This is a genomic window from Roseibium album, from assembly GCF_001404515.1.
Classification (GTDB): domain Bacteria; phylum Pseudomonadota; class Alphaproteobacteria; order Rhizobiales; family Stappiaceae; genus Roseibium; species Roseibium album.
Genome location: NZ_CXWE01000004.1, coordinates 629,336 through 651,510, shown reverse-complemented (window position 1 = coordinate 651,510; position 22,175 = coordinate 629,336). Strand labels below are relative to the sequence as shown.

Genomic DNA, 22,175 nt, shown 5'->3' with positions numbered 1-22,175 from the left:
GGGTTGCCGAATGCGTCACCTTGCGGTTGCCGCTGGACTCACAGCACCACAAAACTTGTTTCCAAAGGAGGGCCGCCGCTGACCGACCGTCTTATTATTTCTAGACGGTACACTCCCCATCTTGCCGCATCAGCAACTGTAATGGCACAATCTCTCCTAACGAACAAGAAACGGCAATGGCGTGAATCACTTAGGGGGCGGTTTCAATGCCGAAATCGAAGACTTTTAACGCGGCGAAAAACAGTTCTGAAGGCGGTGATCCGGCTTCTCTCAAGATCGGCAATCTGACCGCGCCGCAAAAACGATGGCTGAAAAGAGGGCTTGGTCAGCCCGGTGGCAAGCTGCCTCTTTTTGATGAAAACGGACGCGGTATTCCAGTCAGGACAATCCGCGCCTGTGTCGATGCAGGCTGGGCAGAGCCTTGGTTTTCCAACCCAATCAAGCCCGATTGGCTGGTCTGCAAGCTGACACCTGCGGCGATTGATGTTTTGGCCGCAAGTCAAAATCGCAAAAAAAGTTAACGGCGAATCATGGTTTGGAATTCGATGCGGTTCCTCAAAATGGCGGAAAGGCAAGGTTTTTTTAAAATATGTTTTCAACGCCTCAATGAGGCGCGTTAACCAAAAATTCAATTTTTTGGGGACATCGGCCGGATCGGCGTGTGCGCGGGCCTGGTTTAACCGGGCGTTTGGGTGTTGGGCGCACTCTTAAGGGCAGTACAAGCCTGCGGCAGGGTGCCGACGGGCGAAAGTTGAGTAAGCGTGGAGCCCTCATATGGCCCCTTCATCGATGGCCCGTGTCAGCGGCCGTGCCGGTCCGCAAGCACCGATCGACTTGGTGCAACTGGCAACAAATACCCTTGGCAACAGGGATCTCGAAGTTCAGGTCCTTCATCTTTTCAAGTCGCAGTCCTGTTCGACGCTTGAACGGCTGGAGCAGGAGACAGACACGACGGTCAGGCTCGATCTCGTTCACACGTTGAAAGGGTCAGCCAGGGCTATTGGCGCCGGGCGGGTTGCCGATGTCTGCGAAAACCTGGAGGGACGATTGAGGCAAACGTCCGATGCTGCGACTGAAGGTCTGACGGCGGCCGTGGATGAAGCCAACAGCTACATCAGGGACCTGCTCACCGGCTGACCGTTTGTCACATTCCGGATAGATTGCCCGTTGAAAACGTCATGGTCCTTGACCTTTGCGATGGAAGCTTTATGTCGGTTCAGCTGAAACCCGTAATTCTAGGCTTGGACGCGACTGATGCCGAAAATCACATATGTTACTTTCGATGGAAACCAGACCGAAGTTGATGCCTCCGAAGGCACGACGGTAATGGAAAACGCCATCAAGAATATGGTTCAGGGCATCGAGGCCGAATGCGGCGGTGCCTGTGCCTGCGCTACCTGTCATGTCTATGTTGATGACGCGTGGGCGGAAAAGACAGGAACTGCCGAGCCAATGGAAGAGGATATGCTCGATTTCGCCTACGACGTGAAACCGACATCCCGTCTGTCGTGCCAGATCAAGGTTACGTCCGAGATGGACGGTCTGGTGGTTCACATTCCGGAGCGTCAAGCCTGACAGACTGTACTTCATGACGAACAAAACCGCCGAATTTCGGCGGTTTTTTTGTTTTGGACGATACGAAGGACAGTCCGCGTTCCCTTTGTGCATTTTATTGCGGCAAGTGAGGGTGCCGTTACTCTGCCGCCTGGGTGGACGGTTTGCGGAACCAGAAGTCGACTTCGCGGCCTTCCTCGGGACTGCCCGGGATGAGCGAGGCCAGGATGAGGCTTATGGCTGCCATTGCGGCCCCGGCGAGAAAGACGGCAGCCGGGGATATCAGCCAGATCAGGCCGAACAGGACAGGGATGAACACCGCTGCTATATGATTGATCGTGAAGGCGACGCCGGCTGTCGGCGCGATATCTCTCGGATCTGCAATCTTCTGAAAATAGGTCTTCATGGCGATCGCGACCGCGAAAAATGCGTGATCAATCACGTAAAGGCTTGCAGCAACCCAGGGGCTTGAAACGAAGGCATAGGCCACGAACACGCCAATAAGGCCGATATATTCAAATACCAGCGCCTTGCGTTCTCCGAAGCGGACGATCAACTGACCGATTTGCGGGGCGAGAACCATGCTGAAGACACCATTTATCAGGAAAAGGCCCGCGATCTCGTGAACGTCGTACCCAAAGCGCTCCACCATGAGAAAACCGGCGAAAACCATGAAGATCTGGCGGCGGGCACCCCCCATGAATGTCAACGCGTAGTAGAGCCAGTAGCGTTTTCGCAGGATGATCTTCTTGTGCTGAGGTATCCCCTCCCTGAAATGCGGGTAAGCCATGATCAGGAACGCAAGTACGACCAGGGTGAGCCCACCGGCAATCGCAAAAACCAGCGTGAAGGAAAGGTCAAACGTCTTCCATGCGAAGAAGATGAGCCCGTAGGCGATCAGCTGTGCGAAAGCTCCGACGGATATTATCTTGCCCATGCTGGCTGCAGCGGTTGCCTTTGGCAGCCACTGCAACGACAGCGACTGAGCCATGGTCTCGTAGTAATGGAAGCCGATCGACATGATCAGCGTCGTGACATAGAAGCCGAGCGCGGTGGGGAAATAGCCGGTCACCGCAACGCCTATGCCGAGTAGCAGCAAGGAGGCGTAGGCGAGCGTTTGCTCACGCATGACCAGAAGCAGATAAACGGCAAGAAAACTCAGGAATCCCGGAATTTCCCGGATCGATTGCTGGATGCCGATTTCCCGGCCGGTGAAATCGAGTTCCTGAACAGCAAAATTGTTCATGAGATTCCACCAGGCGGCAAACGACAGCTGCATGGCTCCTGCCATGATCATGAGCAGAACCGCGGGGGAGCGCCAGCCGGGCGCTTCATCGGGATGTGCGTTTTGAGTGAAATATGTCATTCGGTTGCCAAGGATGAGATATGCGACTGAAATTGCTGATTTGCTTCTAATCCCGAATTTGGCTTGCGTGTTAGCGCTGTTTTGTCATCAAATATCTCTGATGCGCCAAAAAATATCTATTCGCTGAACCTGAGAATGTGTCGGAGTGCCCGGCTTTTCAAACATTGATGTAAAGCTTCCTTTACAGTTCCGGCGGGCAGAGATATATGTAAAGTACGCTTTACAGTATTCGGAGGCCCGCTGCCGACATGAACCAGTTTGACAAATTGTCGTATCGTTATGTCGCAGAAACGATACTTGCGACGGCCCTGTTTGTTGCCACCAGTTATTGGGCCCGGGACTTTCTTGAAGAACAGAGGAGCCTTGCGTTTCATCTCCTGGTGTCATTTCTGGCGACTTCACCGTTAATTCTCGCGCTCTGGGCCCAGGTCAGGTACTTCCGAAGGGTCGACGAAAGAGAACGGCGCATATTTGCGTTGGCAGGAATAGTGACATTGCCTGTCGCGGTGCTTTTAGCCATTTTTCTAGCGAAGCTTGAACATGTGATCACTGTTGACCTGGATATTTACGGCTCGTTTCTCGTTGTTTTCTGGTCGGCTGCAACGGTATGGGCACGCCAGAAGATCTGATGCGTAACCATCTGAAGAAACTGCGAAATGAGCATGGCTGGTCGCAGGCGGAACTTGCCGACAGGCTGGATGTGTCACGACAAACCGTCATCGCGCTCGAACGCGGAAAATATGACCCGAGCCTGCCATTGGCATTTCGAATAGCCAAGGTTTTCCTTTTGCCGATCGAACAGATTTTTGAACCGGATGACTAGTACCGCGGTACTTTCGGGCACAATATGAAGCCAGGTCTTGTATCAATCGGCATGCGTGGAGGCTACATTCTTATACATGTCCATTCATCCAGAACTTGCAGAGTTTCCGACGCAGGACGTTGCTGCGCCGATTATCGGTTATGCCAAATCGCAGCCCCGGGGTGCCTTGAATGACTGGCACGCCCACGATGCGGCGCAACTCTTTCACGTGGTGAAAGGGTCCATTGCAATTGACACCGAACACGGGACCTTCTTCGCGCCACCGGAACGCGCTGTCTGGCTACCTCCACGCGTTGCCCATCAAACGCGCTACCTGACCGACACGGATCTCAGATATGTTTACGTCCAGATCGAGCACACTCTCGATCTTCCGCAAACTCCGCAGGTGATTCAGGTTACGACCCTGCTGCGCGCGCTCATTCTGGAATTTATGTCCTTTCCGCGGGCCGATACCGAATCCGGGCCCGCCGCCCGGATCGCCGCGGTCATTCTCGATCAACTCAAGATGCTACCGGCCGCGCCCCTGCAGTTGCCGATGCCGCAGGAGGCGAAGTTGAGAGGCTTGTGCGAAGGGGTGGTCCGGTGTCCGGCACATATTCCTACACTGAACGAAGCGGCGGCAAGGTGTGCGACTTCCGTGCGCTCTTTTGAACGGCGGATAAAGGCGGAAACCGGTCTGAGCTACAGGACCTGGTGCCGGCAGGTGAAACTGTTCCGGGCGCTTGAGCTTCTCGCGTCGGGGCGCACGGTCTCCGATGTTTCGCACAAGCTGGGTTATGAGGGACCAAGCGCTTTCGTGGCGACCTTCAAGAAGGCATTCGGTGTGACGCCGGGGCGGTATTTCGGGACCGGCGAACACGATTGATCTGCCTCATGGCGCGGCTGGTCCGAAAGTCCAAGACTTGTCATCAAACAAGCTTGGAGAAACTGCGATGTTCAAGAAAATTCTCGTTCCCGTCGATCCTGCCGAACCGGGTTTTGCAGAAGATGCACTGTCCAAGGCCGCGCAATTGGCCAGAGACTATGGCGCGAAAATCCACCTTCTGGGTGTTTGCCCGGAAGTGCAGAGCTTCGTGGCCAGTCAGCTGCCGGAAGGCTGGCAAAAGCGTGAAATCGATGAAACCACGGTCATTCTCGACAAGATCGGAGCTGATCTCGATGTGCCGGCCGGCGCAGTGGATTGTAGGGTCAGGATGGGTAGTGTTTACCACGAAGTGATCGAAGAAGCTGAACAATCCGGATGCGATGCGGTTCTGATGACGTCCCACAAGCCCGGACTTTCGACCTATTTCATCGGTTCCAATGCGGCGCACATCGTGCGACATGCACCGTGTTCGGTGGTGGTTCTGCGACCTGAGTGATTGTTGCTCCGTTTCCGAATGTGAAACCTGCTTGCAAAACCTGGCGCAATGATATGGTTTTGTTTCGGAAGCATGTTTGTAGTTGAGTTACAGGTTTGGTCTTCTGTTTATTACAGAACGACTGCACCTGTGCTGAACTTTTGATTTCGAAGACGAAAAATAATCTTGGCTTTTCAATTCTGATGTATTCTGAATAGAAAGAATCTAGTCAGTTTGTTTTGACATAATATTATCTTAACGTATTTCCGGGATTCTCTCCGACAAGTTGTGTGGAGTAACCCATGTCCAAGAGTTCCGCCGTTCGTTACACGATCACTGGCAAACTTCTGACGATTGTTGCCGTGTGTATCTCGTTTGTCGTTGCCGCGTCCGGTGTCGGCATCTACCAGATCCGGAAAATCGGGCAAGAAATTGAATTCATTGCCGAGGCCGAAGTGCCGTTGACGGAGGCGATCGGACACGTCACCGCACACAGGCTGGAACAATCCCTTTTAATAGAGCGCCTGCTGCGGCAGGGCTTCTTCAAAGCATCGGAATCGCCTGATTTCGACACCGAAAGCGAAACGCGACTGCTTTTGCTGACCGGCATGATCACGGAAGAATTTGTTGAAGCCGAGGAAGTGGCTCGTCAGGGAATTCAGCTTGCCAACACACAGGCTGAAACCGTTGAGTTCAGGAATATTTTGCAGACACTGCAGAAAATTAGTCTCGAAAATCACGACTACGCCAAAATCATCACCCAGGCCCTGACGCAGATAAAAATCGGAAATCCCTACAAGGCCGCTCAGCAACTTTCGGAAGTCAACGAAAACCACTCCGCGCTGAACAGGGAGCTGGAAGAACTTCTCTTCAAAGTGCAGACGCTGGCCGAAACAGCTGCCAAGATGGCTTCGCGACATGAACAGGACGCAATCCGCTTCACGGTCCTGATTTCCCTGGGTGCCGCGGTGTTCTCAGTTTTCCTGGCTGTCTGGCTTGGCCGGCGGGCGATTGCGCTTCCGTTGATCGATGTCTGCAACAGTCTGTACCGGCTTTCGAGAAACGATTTCGATGCGGACCTTCCGACGGATCGAAATGATGAGATCGGCGATATCGGAAGGGCTTTCGGGAATTTCAAGAAACATCTGATGCATGTACAGGAGCAGGAACGGCTGGAACAGGATCGGCAAGCTGCGCTCACGCGGGAAATCCGGCTTCTTTCTGAGCTGAACGAATGGCTCCAGTCCAGCAGTTCCCTCGACGAGTTGTTTGGAATGGTCAGCCAGTTCATGACACAATTGCTGCCAGAATGCAGTGGTGCGGTTTATGTCTATTCAAACTCGAGAGATGTTCTTGACGGGGCCTGCGCATGGAACGGTGGTCATATTGAAAGCCACATACGGCCGAACTCCTGTTGGGGATTGCGCCGTGGCCGCACGTATGTCTATGGCGAAGGCGAAGTCAGTTTTGCCTGTGATCACGTCACGCGCGAAGAAGAGGGAAGCGTGTATCTTTGTTTGCCGATCCTGGCACACGGCGAAACCGTGGGTCTCATGCATCTGACACCGGCATCGGACACGACAAATGAGGTTTTCCTCAAAAACCGGAAACTTGCACAAATGGCGGCCGAACAGGTGAGCCTTGCGATTGCAAACACCCGGATGCGGGATGAACTGCACAACCAGTCCGTCAGGGATCCGCTTACAGGCCTTTATAACCGCCGTCATTTCGTAGACCTATTGAGGAGCAATCTTGAAAGGTCGCGTCACAATGGTCAGCCCGTTTCGCTGGTTTCCATCGACGTCGACCACTTCAAGAAATTCAATGACAATCACGGTCATGACGCTGGCGACATGGTCTTGCGGGAAGTCGGGGATGTGCTGGAGCAGACGTGTCAGGGCGATCAGGTTCCCTGCCGCCTGGGCGGCGAGGAGTTCATGGTGCTGCTTCCGTCCAGCTCCGTTGGGATGGCTGCAGAGGTCGCTGAAACGCTGCGCAAGGCAATCGAGAATGTCACGGTTCGTTACGGTGAAAAGAACCTGCCCACGATTACCATTTCCTGTGGTGTGGCCGGTTATCCGACACACGGACGCCTGCCGCAGGATCTGATGAAATCCGCAGATGACGCGCTCTATCAGTCGAAAGACGGCGGTCGCAACAGGGTGACAGTTGCAGCCAGTGAAGCGGGCGAGGACTTGACGGATCTTGTCGAAATGCTGGACGACGCCAAGGAAGATGGTAGCGAACAAGTCGACGATGCAGCCTGATTTCCGGCTGGTTTCCGTCAGCCGCGCCGTGTGAGAACCATCTGCACGGCCACATACCGGAATGGATATCGAGCGGGATCCGCCTTGAGGATTTCTACCGCGCGTTTGTAAATCCGGTCCACCAGATCCTGGTTACCCGGCCCGGAGGGCAGCGCATGCAGCAGGACCGCTTCGGTAAATGCGCGGAAAAAATTGACGTAATCCCTTGCAAATCGTTCGATATCACCATCTTCCTTGTATCGCTCCACGAACGGAACCCTGATTTCGTAATCGCGGGCATCATCAATCGTGAAAAGACCGGACGACTCAAATCGCGGATCGCTCACGGGCTCCGTCAACTCATCCAGATGGCGCATGTAGACCGGTTGATAATATCGGTCGTAGGTTTCTTTCGAGATTTCTCCGGTTTCGACAAAGGCAACGACCGCGTCGTTGAGAAGATCGTAGATGCCGTCACTCGTGCATGCTGTATCGGTCGCTCCGAAAACCTGCACCAGCAGTTTTCCACCGGGAACCAGTTCCCTGGCTCGCGCTTTCAGAAAGGCCTCCACGTCCTGTTTGGCCTGGTCCGCGAATGCACGTCTGTCTTCCGGTGAAACATACCCGTTGTTCCGCTCGGTGCTTGGACCGTTGGGGAAAATGTAGCCTGGCATTTCGTCGACGGGGCGCCTGGAAAGGAAGCCGATGGCGTTGAATGTTGTCGCGAGATGAACACTGCAGGCTGGGCGAAGCTGATCGTACATGGAGCCGCCGACTGCGGAGGAAAAAATCCGGTCGGTCCCGAAAACGGACTGGCCGCTCGGGCGCAGGTTCAGGAACAGGGTTGAAAAGTCGTTGGTCGGAAGATCCGAGTGAACCGTCTGCACCGGCAGCGGCGTGCGCGGCAGCAGGGTCTTGAGTGCGCGTTCCATCGCCGCAATGGAATTGCGTCCTTCCGAGCAACCATAATCCGCAAGCGTTATGACGCCGTTGTCCGGCAACGGAAGTGCCGCGACAGCCTTGTCCAGCGTGGGCAGGACCGCTGCAATGGCGTTCCATTGCGTCTGCGAGTTTTCGTCATAGAACCCGTGTCCGGTCATGCCTGTGGTGGTCGCGTGCTCGTCGGCATGTGCCATGCAGCCATTGGAGGAAGGATCTTGAGTGGCTTTCCCGGTCATTGCGGTTCCGTATTCCATTTATGGGCTCTAGCGCGCCAGTTCCTTCATGGCATCGGACAGGCCCTCCACTGTCATGGGGAACATGCGGCCTTCCATCAGCTCGTTAAGCATCTGGATTGAGTGCGTGTAATTCCAATGCTCCTGGCGGACCGGATTGAGCCATACCGCACTCTTGTAGAGATTGGTGACACGCTGCATCCAGTCCGCGCCCGCTTCCTCGTTCCAGTGCTCTACCGAGCCACCGGCATAGGCAATCTCGTAGGGGCTCATCGAGGCATCTCCGACAAATATGATCTTGTAGTCGGCCGGGTACTTGTGCAGCACGTCCATCGTCTCGATGCGCTCGGTGTGACGCCGGCGATTTTCCTTCCAGACGTATTCGTAGAGGCAATTGTGGAAGTAGAAATGCTCCATCACCTTGAATTCGGATCTGGCTGCCGAGAACAGCTCCTCGCAAACGCGGATATGATCATCCATTGACCCGCCAATGTCGAAGAAAAGCAGTACCTTGACGGCATTGTGCCGCTCCGGGCGCATCTTGATGTCGAGAAGGCCCCTGTGCGCGGTCGCACGGATCGTATTGTCGAGGTCGAATTCCTCTGCAGCCCCGGTGCGCGCAAAATTCCGCAGCCGCTTGAGTGCAACCTGGATGTTGCGGGTGCCGAGCAACTGTGTGTCGTCGAGGTCCTTGAAATCGCGCTTGTCCCAGACCTTTACCGCACGACGATGCCGGCTTTCCTTCTGGCCGATGCGAACACCTTCCGGATTGTAGCCATAGGCACCGAAGGGAGAGGTTCCCGCCGTACCGATCCACTTGTTGCCGCCCTGATGTCGCTTTTCCTGTTCCTTCAGCCGTTCGCGGAGCGTTTCCATGAGTTTTTCAAAGCCGCCGAGAGCTTCGATCTGCGCCTTTTCCTCATCGCTCAGATGCTTTTCGGCGAGTTTGCGCAGCCATTCTTCCGGTAGGTCGGTCACCGGGACGTCGCTCATGAGATCCAGGCCCTTGAACACATGACCGAAGACCCGATCGAACTTGTCGAGATTACTCTCGTCCTTCACCAGCGACAGCCGTGCGAGATAGTAGAAATCTTCGACGCTTCTTTCTGCCAGATCCTTTTCCAGCGCTTCCATAAGCGTCAGATACTCCCGGAGGGAAACCGGAATGCCGGCGGATTTCAATTCTGTGAAAAAGCTAATGAACATGGGCCGAAACTAGCGGCACGGTGGGGGACTGTCGAGACATGAAATGGCGTTGGTCCCGCGAGACGGATTGCCGGGCGTCGTTACGTTTCGCGCGGATTTTTCTCTGCCTTTTCGGCCTTTTCGGATGACGCGATCAGCTCTCCCATGAATTCCTTCACATTGGGTCCGCTGCTCTCGATGAAAGGGGAGGGCCGGCAGACGGAAATTGCCGCGATACCGATCCGGGCGGTGAGGAGACCGTTGATCACACCCTCTCCAAGACGGGCGGACAGACGCGCTGCAAGGCCGTGTCCAAGCAATTCCGATGCAAGACTGTCGCCGGCTGCCATACCGCCGGTGATCGCAAGATGCGCAAGAACGTGCCTGGAGAGCCTCAAAAACCCAAGAGTTCCCGGACGTCCGCCATAGAGGGTCGACAGGCGACGGATAATTCTCAGGTTTTCAAACAGGACCACGAGCAGGTCGACCAGGGCGCGGGGACTGACCGCGGTGACGACAGACACGCGCTTGGCGCTGTTCATGACGATCTTGCGCGCTTCCTGGTCAAGTGGCGCCAAAAGGTCGCGTTCGGCGAGTTTGACCAGATCGCGCCCGTCTATGACCTCTCTCATATGTCCGGCAAGCGCCTTGCGGCCCTGGGCCGTTTCCGGACGATCGCGATAAAGATCCAGAAGTTCTTTCAGACCGGTTGTCGCTTTTCTCGCGTCGTCTTCGTCCGCTGCATCTTGTAGCCGGTCTCTCAGATGGTCGATCCGGCCAAGGCGCATCAGGCCCCCGACTTCCCGTATCACCAGTCCCAACAATCCGAGAGCTGCGATTGCTGCAAGCGCGACGCCCAGCCAGCCGAGCCAGTCGGTGCGCGCAAAAAGATCCCGGATCAGGCTGTCAACGGCGAGACCGACAGCAAGCGACACCAGTCCGCTCAGCCCGATCATCAGCCATTTGCCGAATCTGAAACCGCTTTTCGGAGTACTGGCATTGCGCGGCAACCTGGGCTCGTCATCGTCGAGAATCGCCTGGGTGACGATGGCCTCGTCGGCGACCGGCATCCGGACGTCGTCGTCAGACAGATGGACCTTTGTGTCATCCAGTCGAAAGGCGGCCGGCTTGCGGCCTTCGGAAGGCTTGTTTCCGCTCATGCCAATCGGTCTCCAATCAGAAATTCAAGCGCCCGGTCGAGGCGTATATGCGGCAGGGACAGCGTAAGGCCCTCAGCCGTGGTATCGAGTTCAGGAGGGCGGAAACGCAAGAACTGGAGGCTGGATTTTCCCCGGCGGATCTTGGGTCCGGTTACTTCAGAAAACGATTCAGCTTGCCGAAACAATGATTCAGGATTGAGAGGCAAGTCCCCGGGAAACATGGCGATTTCGGTTTTTCCGTCATAGCGTTCACCATTCAGCTGCTCGCCCGGCAACGGTGTTCCGAGAATTGCAGGAAGTTCTTCGCCCCTGTGCTTCACCATTGCCTCACGGGTCGCGCGAACAGCGGCCATCGCAAGAACATCGACCTGCGCACCCCTGAACCGCGCCCGCTCCTCGGCCCGGGTCACAAGCCGCTTCAGGATGGCCTCCAACCGGTCATGATCCGCGCTGTGCAGGTGGTCCGCCTTGGTTGCCGCAAACAGGATTCGGTCGATCCGCCGGCTGAGAATTGAGGACAGCCAGCTTCGTTTTCCCGGACGGAATGCGCCAAGAACCTCACTCAGGGCAACTTCCAGATCCGCGATTGCATGAGGTCCGGCATTCAGGGCGTGCAGAACATCGACAAGAACGATCTGGCGGTCGAGCCTTGCAAAGTGATTGCGGAAAAACGGCCGCACGACATGTGTCTTGTAAGCCTCGTAGCGGCGCTCCATCATTGCGCGCAACGTGCCGGAACGGGCCGGAGCAGCATCGACGGGAATGTCCAGCGGCGCAAAGGTCAGGGCCGGGGAGCCATCCAGATCACCCGGCATCAGAAACCTGCCCGGTGGCAGCATCGACAGTGCATGAGCGTCGGCGCGGCAGGTTGCAAGATAGTTCTTGAAGCGGAGCGCAAGCTCCTGTGCTGCCGGTTCGCTTTCGTCAGACTGCGGATCGGTTTCAGCGAGAACTTTCAGGAATGGCTCGGCGATCTGCGCCCGGTTTTCAGCACGGGCCCGCTCGAGAGCCTCGGCGGAAAAGGTCGCGAAGTCCTTGCCCAGCAACGGGAGGTCCAGCAGCCATTCGCCGGGATAGTCGATCAGATCGACATGAAGCCGGCCAGGTCCGAGTTTTCGGTAAAAATAGGATGCGCTCTCATAGTCGATCGTCAGCCGGAGTTCCGACACTTGCCGGGTGGAATCGGGCCAGATGCGTCCCTTCACCAGGGCGCTCACGTGAGCTTCATAGTCAAAGCGCGGCACCGCGTCGTCAGGCTGGGGCTGCAAATGCGCCGAGGTCATCCGCCGGCCGGCAGATGCGCTGAACAGCGGCAGGCGGCCGCCATGAACCAGATTGTGCACCAGGGCCGTCAGGAAGACGGTCTTGCCGGATCTCGCAAGACCCGTCACGCCCAGCCGCAGACTTGGAACCGTCAGACCCGTTGCGGCATCTGCAAGGTTGGCCAATGTCAGCCGGGTTTCTTCCGTCAGTGTATTCAATGGATTCAAGAGCGCCTCCAGGGCGTTCATGTAGGCGAGCAGGACGCAGAGTGCAATTGCTGATCAGATGGTGGAAAAGATAGAGGCCGCTCGCAGCGAACTGCAATCCATTGGTTTTTGTCCCGCGAACTCGAATTCGACGGGTTTATAAGATCGGAATCATGCCCGATCGTAGAACGGGTTTCCGATCGGGGGGGCACCGAAACATCGGAACCGGATGCCATTCAATGCATCGACCTTGAGCCCATTGGGCTCAGAAGAGATCGTCGGTGAAGTTGAAGGTCTCACCGAGTGGGGAGGTGTCGAGTACCACCCTGTGGGAGACCTCAAGGCTGCCGAGACGGGCATTCTTCGCGAAATCCGCGATGCCCAAAGCACTCTCGCCGCCATAGACAACGTAGCTGGACCCCTTCAATGCGTCGGATCCATAGTATCCGTAGTATCCGGCGATCGAGAAGTCGGCGAACCCGTCGCCATTTGTGTCGCCGAGGGCCTTGATGTCGCCAAAGGCATCATCCGTCAGTCCGAAGTCCTTCAAGTTCAGACTTTGCAGGGCAACGTCGGGGCCGCCAAAGACCAGTATCGCTTCTCCGGGCATCCCTGGGCCGTAATAGCCGCCGCACGCAACCGTGAAATCCTCGAACCCGTCGCCGTTGATGTCGCCTAGTGCAGTCGCACCGTGGAGCGGTTCCTTGCTTCCGACAAAGTCATTCAGGTTGGCGACTTCGCGCGTGCCATCGGGATTTCCGAAAAGCACGAGCACATCTTCCACTTCCTGGCCGTAGTAGCCTCCATAATAACCGCCATAGTAGCCTGCGGTGCCGATGCCGATATCGGTCAAACCGTCTCCATTGATGTCTCCCAAGTCGAAAACATCAATTGCGGTTTTCTCACGTCCAGCCAAACTGCCGAGACTGACCGGGGTTTCGTCGCCGCCGAGAAACAGGAAAACGTCCCTGATGCCAGAGCCGTAGTATCCATAGTAGCCGCCAAGTTCTGCAGCGAAATCCGACAGCCCGTCACCGTTGATGTCCCCTATCGCGTCGACACCAACGACCTTTGCCTTAATGTCGACGAGGCCGGTCAGGCTCTGTTTCTCCTGGTAGCCGTCTTCGCTGCCGAAAAGCACGAAAACATCTTCCGTGACCTGACCGTAGTAGGAAATCTCGTCCGGATCCCTGCCGTAGTAGCCGTAATAGCTTCCGACGGTCGCAACCAAATCCACGAAGCCGTCGCCGTTGATGTCACCAAGCGCGTTCACGTCGAGAACACTGCTTGTGAACCCGAGGGCGCCGAGACTGATCGGCGCAAGTCCGGATTTGCCACCTAAAATGACGTAGGTGTCGTCGATCGCCTTGCCATAGTAGCCTGCTTCCGCCCCACGGCCGTAGTAACTGCCCACGCTGGCGGCCATGTCATCGATGCCGTCACCGTTGATGTCGCCGAGCGACTTCAAGTTCAGCACCTTGCCGTCAATTCCGTCCAGGTCGCCAACGCTCGTTGCCGGTTGCCGCGATCCGCCAAACGTTATGTAGACGTCATCGACGAGCTTGCCGTAGTAGCCGACCGGACCGGCATCCGGTCCTCCAATACCGTAGTATGCGCCACCGCCTACAAACGTGGCGAAATCGTCGAAGCCGTCGCCGTTGATATCGCCGAGTGCACGCGTTTCAATCACAGGTCCTTTGACACCGGTCGTCCGCTCCAGGTCTCTGACCTTCGGACCGTCATCGCCGCTGAGCACGACCAGGTTCTTTTCGATTTCCCGCGACCAACTGAAAGAATGTCCAAAAAACCCCTTGAAGGTGTATTCAATGTTTTTTGAAAGGGAGAGGGAATAGTCGGTTTGACCGTCGCCGTTGATGTCGCCAAGCGCGATGAGCTCGACATCCGCTTCGGTCAGATCACGTTCCAGGCGCCTGTAGAACCATTTCCAAAAGAAACCGCATCCGTCAAAGTTGTTGAAGTCAAAAGACTTGCGAAATCCCCGAGCCATCGAAATTCCCCCTGAAAACCAACGTGGGAAAGAAAAAGTGTTTAGTTAATGACGTTACGTTAGCACTAATCGTCAATTTCACCAATACCTGATTATGGCTGCACTGACATGGACCGTTTTCTAAAGCAAAGAAGTGACCTGCTCAGCGGCGTGCCGGCCAGTGCGAATGGCATCATTGGCCGTCCACCTGACAGAAAACTCTTCAGCTGCCTTGGCAACTTTCTCAGACGAGCGCACCAGATCAATGGCGCCGATCAACTGGTCCGGAGAGGCTTTTCCTACCAGTCCCAACCCCAGATGGCTTCGTGAGAACGCATGAGCCATCATCGTCTGTTCCGTGTGGTTCGGCAATCCGATCTGAGGCACACCGTGTATGGCGAAATTGGCCGCCATGTTCGCAGAGGCATGGCTGATGCCAAGATTGCAGCTGGCCAGTAACGGTTCCACGTTCACAGGACCTGTAAAGAGGCGCAGCGATGTGCTCTTGAGGCGGTCCGGCAGGTTGGCGGGAGCGCCCGGTGCCGCCAGCACGATATCCGTCTTTGCCGGCAGGGACGCAAGTGCCTTGATTGCGGTTTCGAACCTCGGATTGCCCGGACGGAGATACGCAAAGATGCGGTACTCCGCATCCGGTCGCCAGGCGACCTCCTCGCCGAATGGAAGGCCGGCAACAGGCCCCAGATAGGGGGTGTGGTCCGGTTCTATTGCGGCGCGATCACCGTAGTGATCGAGCTCGGGAACAGTGACCAACACATAACCGTCCGTGTCCAGCAGGTCGCGAAATGTCGCAAGGCCGGAATACCCCCGCTGCTTCAGAGCGGCGTTTGCAACGGTCAAGACAGCGGCCTCGCGTCTCAGCAACTCTTCCCGGTCGCTCGGCTCCCAGTGCATGAAGGCCGGCATTGGTGTGGCTCTTGGCGGCAGATCATACCCACCACCGATCACGACCCTTGGAATGTCGAGGGCACGTGCGGCAAGAAGTGCGGTCGGTGCGGCCTGGGCAAGAAGAATGTCGGCATTGACCTCCCGAAGCAGGACTTCCCAGCATTCCAGATAGGCCGAAAGGACGTTGATATCGTTCCAGCCGACAAATCGCAGGACATCCGGGTAATTCAGGCCAACAGCTTCTTTTCTGGTGACCTTGATGTCCGGCGCAAAGGGGGCGGCCAACACCTGAATGCGTGGGTCGGAAATCTGTGCTCGAAACGAAACCGGATCGCGAACGGCAGCAAGAATGTCTATTTCTTCCGGAATCCAGGGCAGCAATTGAGAAATCATTGCCGCGTGACCGTAATTTGCGCCAACTTCCCAACAGATGAGCATTCGCTTGCGAGCGGTCATGAGGCGGCGCCGTTATGCCGCTCAAGATCGAAGGGAGCCGGACGGATCACGAACCGCAAGTCCGGCTGCACAAAGCCGTGGACCATCGGTCTGCGAATACCGTTCAGAAGGGCGACGTCGTAGAGTTCGCTCACAAGACCCTCGAAGACGAGCCTGTGTTCTATTTCGCCTGAGGTCAGGTTGACGATCGCTATATGGCAAAGCGGGTCGAGACCCGCTTCCGCAAGGGTGTCGGAAAGAGCCAACCCGCCGAAATGCCTTTCATCCCTTGGTTTCGAGACACCTATGACCGCATGGTTGCCGACAAGGCTCAATCCCCTGGCAAATCCCTGGAGCCGGCAAATGGGCGTAAAGCGGCCGTTCGCCAGGTCGAGTGTGCCGAATTCACCGGTCCCGGACTGGATGAGATAACATCGGCCGTCCTTGAGACGAGGGGAGTGCGGCATTGAAAATCCGCCCGCGATGATCTCGTTCGTTTCGACGTCGATCACAATCCCGCCGTCGCGTCGGTGGTCTCGCCATTCACCGCCGGAATTTGTGGCGGCAACACAGGTAACAAGTTTCGGCGTGTCGCCATCGACCGCCATTCCGTTCAGATGGCAACGGTCCTCCGCTACCATCGCGTCAATGAACCGGGGCATCCACAGCGGTGCAAAACTGTTGTCCGCGTCCAGCGTGGCGATACAGTTGAACCGGGAAACGACGAAGAGAGGCGGTTGGTCTGGTCTCGGGTGAATGTCGTGGATGTCGACTTCACCCACCGTGCGGCCTTCAATGGGTACATAGACCGCGTCATAGTCAGTCTGCGCGCGTTCCCTGGACAGAAAATCCTCGAAGCGCCACAGTTGAAACTGCGATGCGAGCCAGAGCTGCCGCGCATCGGCGGACGCGGCCAGGCCCATTGCACGTGCGAATGTCCGTTCGAAAATCGAGATGCGGCCGGTTTCGGAATTGTTGCCGATCAGGAAGATTTTTGCTGCCTGGTAAGTTGATAAGGCCAGCGACAGGTCGTGACTTTCCAGCCAGGACGAGAAACCGGGAGATGCCTCCAGCTTGAGTTGCCCTTCGACACTTGCCAATTCTATCTGCCTGTTCCGTTGGCCGTGCAGGCCGTTGATCGCACGGGTTCATGTTGGGCAGTTCGATTTCATATGTCCATAGGCAGGGCAAAACTCCATGTTCTGTCAGAGCGATCCGGGGAGTCATGAAGGGAAGCGGGTGCGCTGATTGACACACCGGATGCATCGATCAGGTATTGCGATTATTTATATCGAATTCCATTTTTAGTATTTGAATGAAATATCAATATCTTTTCTTCTGAACCGGTCGATCATGGGTTCTCCGGGAGCCCAAGCATATGTTTGCGGCAAGCTTTTGCCGTTGATGGAGGAAAAAGTGTCCAGATTAGCCGCGTTTAACTTCCAGAAATGGATCGATGAACACAAACACCTGCTGAAACCGCCTGTTGGAAACCAACAGATCTGGAAGGACGCGGACCTGATGGTCACCGTTGTCGGAGGGCCCAACAAACGGACCGACTATCACGATGATCCGGTTGAGGAATTCTTTTATCAGCTCAAGGGTGACATGGTTCTGAAGCTTTACGACGGTACCGATTTTTATGACGTGCCGATCCGGGAGGGCGAAATTTTCCTGTTGCCGGCACATGTCCGACACTCTCCGCAAAGGCCGCAGGAAGGGTCCATCGGTCTGGTCATCGAACCGGCAAGGCCTGACGGCGCGCTTGATGCCATCGAATGGTATTGCTTCGAGTGTCAGCACCTGGTTCATCGCGCTGAACTGGATCTGGAATCGATCGTGGATGACCTGCCGCCGGTCTACAATTCGTTTTATGCCTCCGAGGAAGACCGGACCTGTCCGAATTGCGGTTCCGTTCATCCCGGAAAAGAGCCGCCTGAAGGCTGGGTCAAGATTTAAGCAGAACAAGCCAATTGTGATCGCGAGCCGGAACGGCGCGATCCGAAAAGAGGGGAATTCCAATGGGTTTCACAAAAACCATCACCAGGCTGGCACCGGTTGCATTCGCGGCTCTGGCTCTGACAACCGGACCGGTACTTGCCAAGGAATTCCGGATTGGCCTGATCACGCCACCGCCGCATATCTGGACCGTCGCGGCTGGTGAGTTCGGCAAGGAACTGAACGAGGCATCGGGCGGAGAACACTCGGTGACCGTTTTCCCGTCCAGGCAGTTGGGCAACGAAGCGCAGATGATGCAGCAGTTGCAGACCGGTGCACTGGATATGGCCTTCCTGACCATCGCGGAAGTTTCCAACAGGGTTCCCGATTTTGGCGCGCTCTATGCGCCTTACATGGCAGAAGACATTGGCCACGCCGGGCGTATCCTGAGATCCGACACTGCCAAGGAATTGTTGGATACCCTGCCACAAAAGGCTGGTGTCGTCGGGCTTGGTTATGGAATGGCCGGGCTTCGTCAGATCGTGAGCCGCGATCCGATCGAAAGCGCAGATGACCTGTCGGGCAAGAAGTTGCGGATTACACCCTTTGAGCCGATCAAGGATTTCTACAATTCGGTTGGTGCCGCGCCGACACCAATGCCATTGCCAGCAGTCTACGATGCGCTGGCGAATGGTCAGGTAGATGCGATCGACATGGATGCTGAACTCATCTGGAAACTGAAATATTATGAACACGCGGATACGATCCTCGTATCCAACCACATGATGTTTCCTATGGTCGGCCTGGTTTCGGCCAAGGTCTGGAAAGACCTGTCCAAGGAAGACAGGGAAATGATCTCGTCCATCATGGCAAAGCATCTGGATGGTGTGATCGATACCTATGTCGAAAAGGAAGGGGGCTGGCTGAAGGATGTTGAAGGCACCGGCAAGACCTACAAGGTCGTCGATGCGAGTTTCTTTGAGTCTGCCATCGGCGACTGGGAAAGCACCTGGTCGGAGAAGGCCCCGGCGCTGTCGGATCTCAAGAAAGTCGCCGAAGACACGAAGTAACCGGTCATGCTATTGAAACTGGCCCTTGTCGAGGGCCGGTTTTTTAGGACGTTTTGAATGTTACATCGGTTTTCCGCGCGATGGGCGCAGTGCGAAGTCGGACTTGCTGCGTTCTGTGCGATGCTCGTCACACTCCTCATTCTTGTCAATGTGGTAACGCGGGCGGCAAACAGCGCGATATTCTGGATCGACGAAGCCGCCATCTACACAATGATCTGGATGACCTTTCTGGCGGCGTCCGCAGCCATTCACTACAAATCAAGCGTCAGTGTAAGCATTCTGATCGATCTGCTGCCCCGCAAGGGTCTTGCAGTCGCTCAACTCGGCGTCGACCTGATCATTCTGGTATTTGCAGTGCTGATTGTCTGGTGCTGCTGGATCTGGTTCGATCCCGCCGCGCTCTGGGAAAGTGGATTCGACACGGAGGTCTTTCAGGGGGAAACCTTCAATTTCATCTATGCGGAACCGACAAACACACTCGGCTTCGGCAAGGCCTGGATCTGGACAATCATGCCAATATTCGCCGCGGGCCTCGTCCTTCACGCCATTTCCAATGTGATCGGCACGCTCACCGGGCTCCTTACGAACAAGAGTATCGGGAGAAATCATCCGTGACCGGTGTCGTCTTCCTGCTGCTTCTGTTCGGTGCGGTTCCGATCAGTATCGTGTTGGCACTTTCAGCAGCGTGGTACATCCAGGCGAGTGGCAATACCGTCCTGTTTTCTTCATTCGCACAACAGATGTTTTCGGGGATCGAAAACTACGGATTGCTGGCGATTCCGCTGTTCATGCTGACAGGCGAATTGATGAACGAAGGCGGCCTCACCAGTCGACTGGTGCAGGCTGCACGGGTTTTTGTCGGAGGTTTTCGCGGAGGGCTCGCCTACATCAACCTGCTGGCCAACATGTTCATGGCGGCGATCATCGGGTCTGCGGCCTCCCAGATCGCCGTGATGTCCCGAGCCATGGTTCCGGCAATGGAGAAAGAAGGATACAGCCGGGATTTCGCCGCCGCGACCACCGCAGCCGGAGGCCTGCTGTCACCGATCATTCCTCCCTCCATGTTGTTCGTTATCTATGGTGTTCTGGCGCAAATCCCGATTGGCGACATGTTTCTGGCAGGCATCATTCCGGGACTGCTGCTGTCGGCGGCTTTTTTCGTGATCGTAGCGCTGATTGGCCTGTCCCAGGAGTTTCCGAAGGGAAGCTGGATGAGCGCACAAGAAGCAATCAGCGCGTTGCGCGACTGCCTGCCGGCAGCGTTGATCCCGTTTGCGATCGTTGGTGGTATCCTGTTCGGCATTGCCACGCCGACTGAATCGGCCGCGGTCGCCTCGTTTGTCGCCTTTGCCATCGGGACGCTTGTCTACAGGGATCTGAAACTCGCCCGTCTTGGCGAGATCTTCATCAGGACCGCCAAGAATTCCAGCCTCGTCATCTTCCTGATTGCCACGGCAAACGTGTTCGGCTGGGTCATTATCTACGAGGCGATCCCTCAAAAACTGGCGGCGCAGATCACGACCATTACGTCCGACCCCTTTGTTTTCCTGCTGATCGTCAATTGCGCGCTTTTCTTCATCGGTATGGTGCTGGACGGTATTGCGGCGCTTATCCTGATCGCACCGATCCTGCTACCGATCGCTCAGAACAACTATGACATCGACCCATTCCAGTTCGGAGTGATCATCTGTCTCAACCTGGTGCTTGGTCTTCTGACACCGCCCGTCGGAGCGGGTCTTTACATCACGTCCGCAATGACTGGCTCCAAGCCAATGTCCATTTTCAGGCAGCTTTATCCCTTCCTGGCGGCAGTCGCCTTGATCCTGGTTCTCCTGAGCTGGTTTCCAAGTCTGACGACTGCGTTGCTCTGATATCAATTTGCATTTCCATTGTGATTGCCGGAATTTCTCAGAGCGGAATTGCCGTTCGTTTTAAGTCAATAAAAACAACATATTGACGCGATAGCGTGCACCAGGTTCTGGTATTCAATTATGCTATAACAGGATCATTTCATATGAATTGATGTGATGGTGCCCGCCTTGTTAGTCATTTTGGAAAGATGGCCGAATGAGACAAGACAGACCATGAGCACCTATCCTGATCTCCACCTTTATATCGACGGGCAGTTCCGGAAAACCACGGCAACGCTTCCGGTCGTCAATCCGGCGAATGAACAGGTGATTGGTGATCTGCCAATTGCGGATCAAAGAGATCTGGACGATGCACTGGAAGCCGCGGGGCGCGGTTTCAGGGTGTGGAGCCGTACGTCACCTCGAGATCGCAGCGACATCATTTTGAAAGCCGCCCGACTGTTGCGCGAACGGATGAACGATGTTGCCTTTTCGATCACCTGCGAGCATGGAAAACCCTACAGGCAAGGTCAGTTGGAGGTTGTTCGGGGCAGCGAGTTCTTCGAGTGGGATGCAGGAGAATGCCAGCGTCTTTACGGACGGGCGATCCCGGGGGCACCGGGGCTGCGGCACACGGTCCTTCGGCAACCGATCGGAACCGTAGCCGCGTTTGCGCCCTGGAATTTCCCGATGAGCCAGCCGGCCCGGAAAGTCGCGGGAGCCCTTGCCGCCGGGTGCTCGGTTATCCTCAAGGCGGCTGAAGAAACGCCGGCAGGAGCCTTGCATATCGCTCGTGCCTTTCATGATGCAGGGTTACCGGCCGGAGTGCTCAATCTGGTTTTCGGTACTCCTTCGGAGATCTCGTCCTATCTGATCCCGCAAGACCAGATCCGGCTGGTTGCCTTCACGGGTTCCACCGTCGTCGGACGTCAATTGACGGGGCTGGCGTCCGATCACATGACACCCGTGCTGATGGAACTGGGTGGCCATGCGCCGGTTATCGTATGCGATGACGTTGACCCCGAAGAGGTCGGCGGGATCTGTGCCAGTCGCAAGTATCGCAATGCGGGTCAGGTATGTACGTCGCCGACCCGATTTTATGTCGGTGAGACGCAATTCGAGACATTTGCACAAAGCTTCGTTGCAAGTGCAGATGCCATTGTTGTCGGCGATGGACTGAACGAGAAGACCCAAATGGGACCGGTTGCCAACGAGCGCCGGCTTGCGGCGATGTCGGAACTGGTTGAGGATGCAGTTTCCAACGGTGCAGAGCTCAGAACCGGTGGGCACAGGATCGGCAACAAGGGCTACTTTTTCGAGCCCACAGTCCTTGCCAATGTACCAGACAAGGCGCGGATCATGAGCGAAGAGCCTTTCGGTCCGATTGCGATTATCAATCCGGTGTCCTCACTGGAAGAGGGAATCGCACAGGCAAACCGATTGCCTTTTGGCCTTGCTGCCTATGGCTTTACCCACTCGGCTGCAAATGTCGAACAGCTGGTGGACGGTGTGGAGACAGGCAATCTGTCGATCAACACGCTTGAGGCGTCACTGCCCGAGACGCCTTTCGGCGGAGTGAAGTCGAGCGGCTACGGCCGTGAAGGCGGGGAGGAAGGCCTGCACCATTATACGGTGGTGAAAAACGTTTCCCACAAGATCGCCATCGGTTGA

21 protein-coding genes are annotated in these 22,175 nt (G+C 55.9%); 13 read left to right on the top strand and 8 right to left on the bottom strand.

The window, feature by feature from the left end:
- The first annotated feature begins 206 nt into the window (after nt 1-206).
- The 3 genes from LA5095_RS16350 to LA5095_RS16340 all read left to right on the top strand — a co-directional run bounded on the left by LA5095_RS16350 (nt 207) and on the right by LA5095_RS16340 (nt 1,575).
- Entirely contained in the window at nt 207-521 is a 315-nt protein-coding gene (locus LA5095_RS16350; RefSeq protein ID WP_199485836.1) for a hypothetical protein, read from the top strand.
- Between the two features lie 253 nt (nt 522-774).
- The gene (locus LA5095_RS16345) at nt 775-1,137 is read left to right on the top strand and encodes an Hpt domain-containing protein (protein ID WP_208992719.1); all 363 of its coding nucleotides are present in this window, start codon (nt 775-777) and stop codon (nt 1,135-1,137) included.
- A 117-nt stretch (nt 1,138-1,254) separates the two neighbouring features.
- On the top strand, nt 1,255-1,575 hold the full coding sequence (locus LA5095_RS16340; protein WP_029063116.1) for a 2Fe-2S iron-sulfur cluster-binding protein: 321 nt from the start codon (nt 1,255-1,257) through the stop codon (nt 1,573-1,575).
- Nucleotides 1,576-1,693: 118 nt separating this feature from the next.
- On the opposite strand, the gene LA5095_RS16335 is transcribed toward LA5095_RS16340, so the two are convergent.
- Nucleotides 1,694-2,920 carry an MFS transporter gene (locus LA5095_RS16335; protein ID WP_055116651.1) on the bottom strand — a complete coding sequence of 409 codons (1,227 nt, stop codon included), beginning with the start codon at nt 2,918-2,920 and terminating at the stop codon, nt 1,694-1,696.
- 248 nt (nt 2,921-3,168) lie between these two features.
- Here LA5095_RS16335 and LA5095_RS16330 point away from each other — a divergent pair, with 248 nt between their 5' ends.
- The 5 genes from LA5095_RS16330 to LA5095_RS16310 all read left to right on the top strand — a co-directional run bounded on the left by LA5095_RS16330 (nt 3,169) and on the right by LA5095_RS16310 (nt 7,350).
- A complete protein-coding gene (locus LA5095_RS16330; RefSeq protein ID WP_055116648.1) occupies nt 3,169-3,549 on the top strand; it encodes a hypothetical protein in 381 nt (126 codons plus the stop codon).
- Nucleotides 3,549-3,743: a helix-turn-helix transcriptional regulator gene (locus LA5095_RS16325; RefSeq protein WP_055116998.1), complete on the top strand. Its 195-nt coding sequence runs from the start codon at nt 3,549-3,551 to the stop codon at nt 3,741-3,743. The genes LA5095_RS16330 and LA5095_RS16325 overlap by 1 nt, the downstream gene beginning before the upstream one ends.
- A gap of 76 nt (nt 3,744-3,819) precedes the next feature.
- A complete protein-coding gene (locus tag LA5095_RS16320) occupies nt 3,820-4,608 on the top strand; it encodes an AraC family transcriptional regulator (protein ID WP_055116646.1) in 789 nt (262 codons plus the stop codon).
- 67 nt (nt 4,609-4,675) lie between these two features.
- Complete coding sequence (locus tag LA5095_RS16315) at nt 4,676-5,104, top strand: universal stress protein (protein ID WP_029063111.1); 429 nt, start codon at nt 4,676-4,678, stop codon at nt 5,102-5,104.
- Between the two features lie 281 nt (nt 5,105-5,385).
- The gene (locus LA5095_RS16310) at nt 5,386-7,350 is read left to right on the top strand and encodes a diguanylate cyclase (RefSeq protein ID WP_055116644.1); all 1,965 of its coding nucleotides are present in this window, start codon (nt 5,386-5,388) and stop codon (nt 7,348-7,350) included.
- 17 nt (nt 7,351-7,367) lie between these two features.
- Here the strand turns inward: LA5095_RS16310 and LA5095_RS16305 are convergent, their stop codons facing one another.
- The 7 genes from LA5095_RS16305 to LA5095_RS16275 form a co-directional block, all read right to left on the bottom strand.
- Nucleotides 7,368-8,525 (bottom strand): class I SAM-dependent methyltransferase, encoded by a 1,158-nt coding sequence (locus tag LA5095_RS16305; protein ID WP_055116643.1) that lies wholly within the window; start codon nt 8,523-8,525, stop codon nt 7,368-7,370.
- Nucleotides 8,526-8,534: 9 nt separating this feature from the next.
- Nucleotides 8,535-9,710: a vWA domain-containing protein gene (locus tag LA5095_RS16300; RefSeq protein WP_055116641.1), complete on the bottom strand. Its 1,176-nt coding sequence runs from the start codon at nt 9,708-9,710 to the stop codon at nt 8,535-8,537.
- An 80-nt stretch (nt 9,711-9,790) separates the two neighbouring features.
- Nucleotides 9,791-10,849 carry a YcjF family protein gene (locus LA5095_RS16295; RefSeq protein ID WP_055116639.1) on the bottom strand — a complete coding sequence of 353 codons (1,059 nt, stop codon included), beginning with the start codon at nt 10,847-10,849 and terminating at the stop codon, nt 9,791-9,793.
- Nucleotides 10,846-12,360: a YcjX family GTP-binding protein gene (locus LA5095_RS16290; protein WP_055116637.1), complete on the bottom strand. Its 1,515-nt coding sequence runs from the start codon at nt 12,358-12,360 to the stop codon at nt 10,846-10,848. Before LA5095_RS16290 ends, LA5095_RS16295 begins: the two co-directional genes overlap by 4 nt.
- A 223-nt stretch (nt 12,361-12,583) precedes the next feature.
- The gene (locus LA5095_RS16285; protein WP_055116636.1) at nt 12,584-14,326 is read right to left on the bottom strand and encodes a hypothetical protein; all 1,743 of its coding nucleotides are present in this window, start codon (nt 14,324-14,326) and stop codon (nt 12,584-12,586) included.
- A 120-nt stretch (nt 14,327-14,446) separates the two neighbouring features.
- Nucleotides 14,447-15,667 (bottom strand): glycosyltransferase, encoded by a 1,221-nt coding sequence (locus LA5095_RS16280; RefSeq protein ID WP_055116634.1) that lies wholly within the window; start codon nt 15,665-15,667, stop codon nt 14,447-14,449.
- Nucleotides 15,664-16,746 carry a TIGR03032 family protein gene (locus LA5095_RS16275; RefSeq protein ID WP_055116632.1) on the bottom strand — a complete coding sequence of 361 codons (1,083 nt, stop codon included), beginning with the start codon at nt 16,744-16,746 and terminating at the stop codon, nt 15,664-15,666. The genes LA5095_RS16280 and LA5095_RS16275 overlap by 4 nt, the downstream gene beginning before the upstream one ends.
- Nucleotides 16,747-17,062: 316 nt before the next feature.
- On the opposite strand from LA5095_RS16275, the gene LA5095_RS16270 reads away from it, so the two are divergent.
- The 5 genes from LA5095_RS16270 to LA5095_RS16250 all read left to right on the top strand — a co-directional run bounded on the left by LA5095_RS16270 (nt 17,063) and on the right by LA5095_RS16250 (nt 22,175).
- Nucleotides 17,063-17,605: a 3-hydroxyanthranilate 3,4-dioxygenase gene (locus LA5095_RS16270; protein ID WP_055116996.1), complete on the top strand. Its 543-nt coding sequence runs from the start codon at nt 17,063-17,065 to the stop codon at nt 17,603-17,605.
- A 62-nt stretch (nt 17,606-17,667) separates the two neighbouring features.
- Nucleotides 17,668-18,654, top strand: a complete 987-nt coding sequence (locus LA5095_RS16265) for a TRAP transporter substrate-binding protein (protein ID WP_055116629.1) — start codon at nt 17,668-17,670, stop codon at nt 18,652-18,654.
- A gap of 57 nt (nt 18,655-18,711) precedes the next feature.
- Entirely contained in the window at nt 18,712-19,269 is a 558-nt protein-coding gene (locus LA5095_RS16260) for a TRAP transporter small permease (RefSeq protein ID WP_055116627.1), read from the top strand.
- Nucleotides 19,266-20,525: a TRAP transporter large permease gene (locus tag LA5095_RS16255; protein WP_055116625.1), complete on the top strand. Its 1,260-nt coding sequence runs from the start codon at nt 19,266-19,268 to the stop codon at nt 20,523-20,525. The genes LA5095_RS16260 and LA5095_RS16255 overlap by 4 nt, the downstream gene beginning before the upstream one ends.
- Before the next feature lie 213 nt (nt 20,526-20,738).
- The gene (locus LA5095_RS16250) at nt 20,739-22,175 is read left to right on the top strand and encodes an NAD-dependent succinate-semialdehyde dehydrogenase (RefSeq protein ID WP_055116623.1); all 1,437 of its coding nucleotides are present in this window, start codon (nt 20,739-20,741) and stop codon (nt 22,173-22,175) included.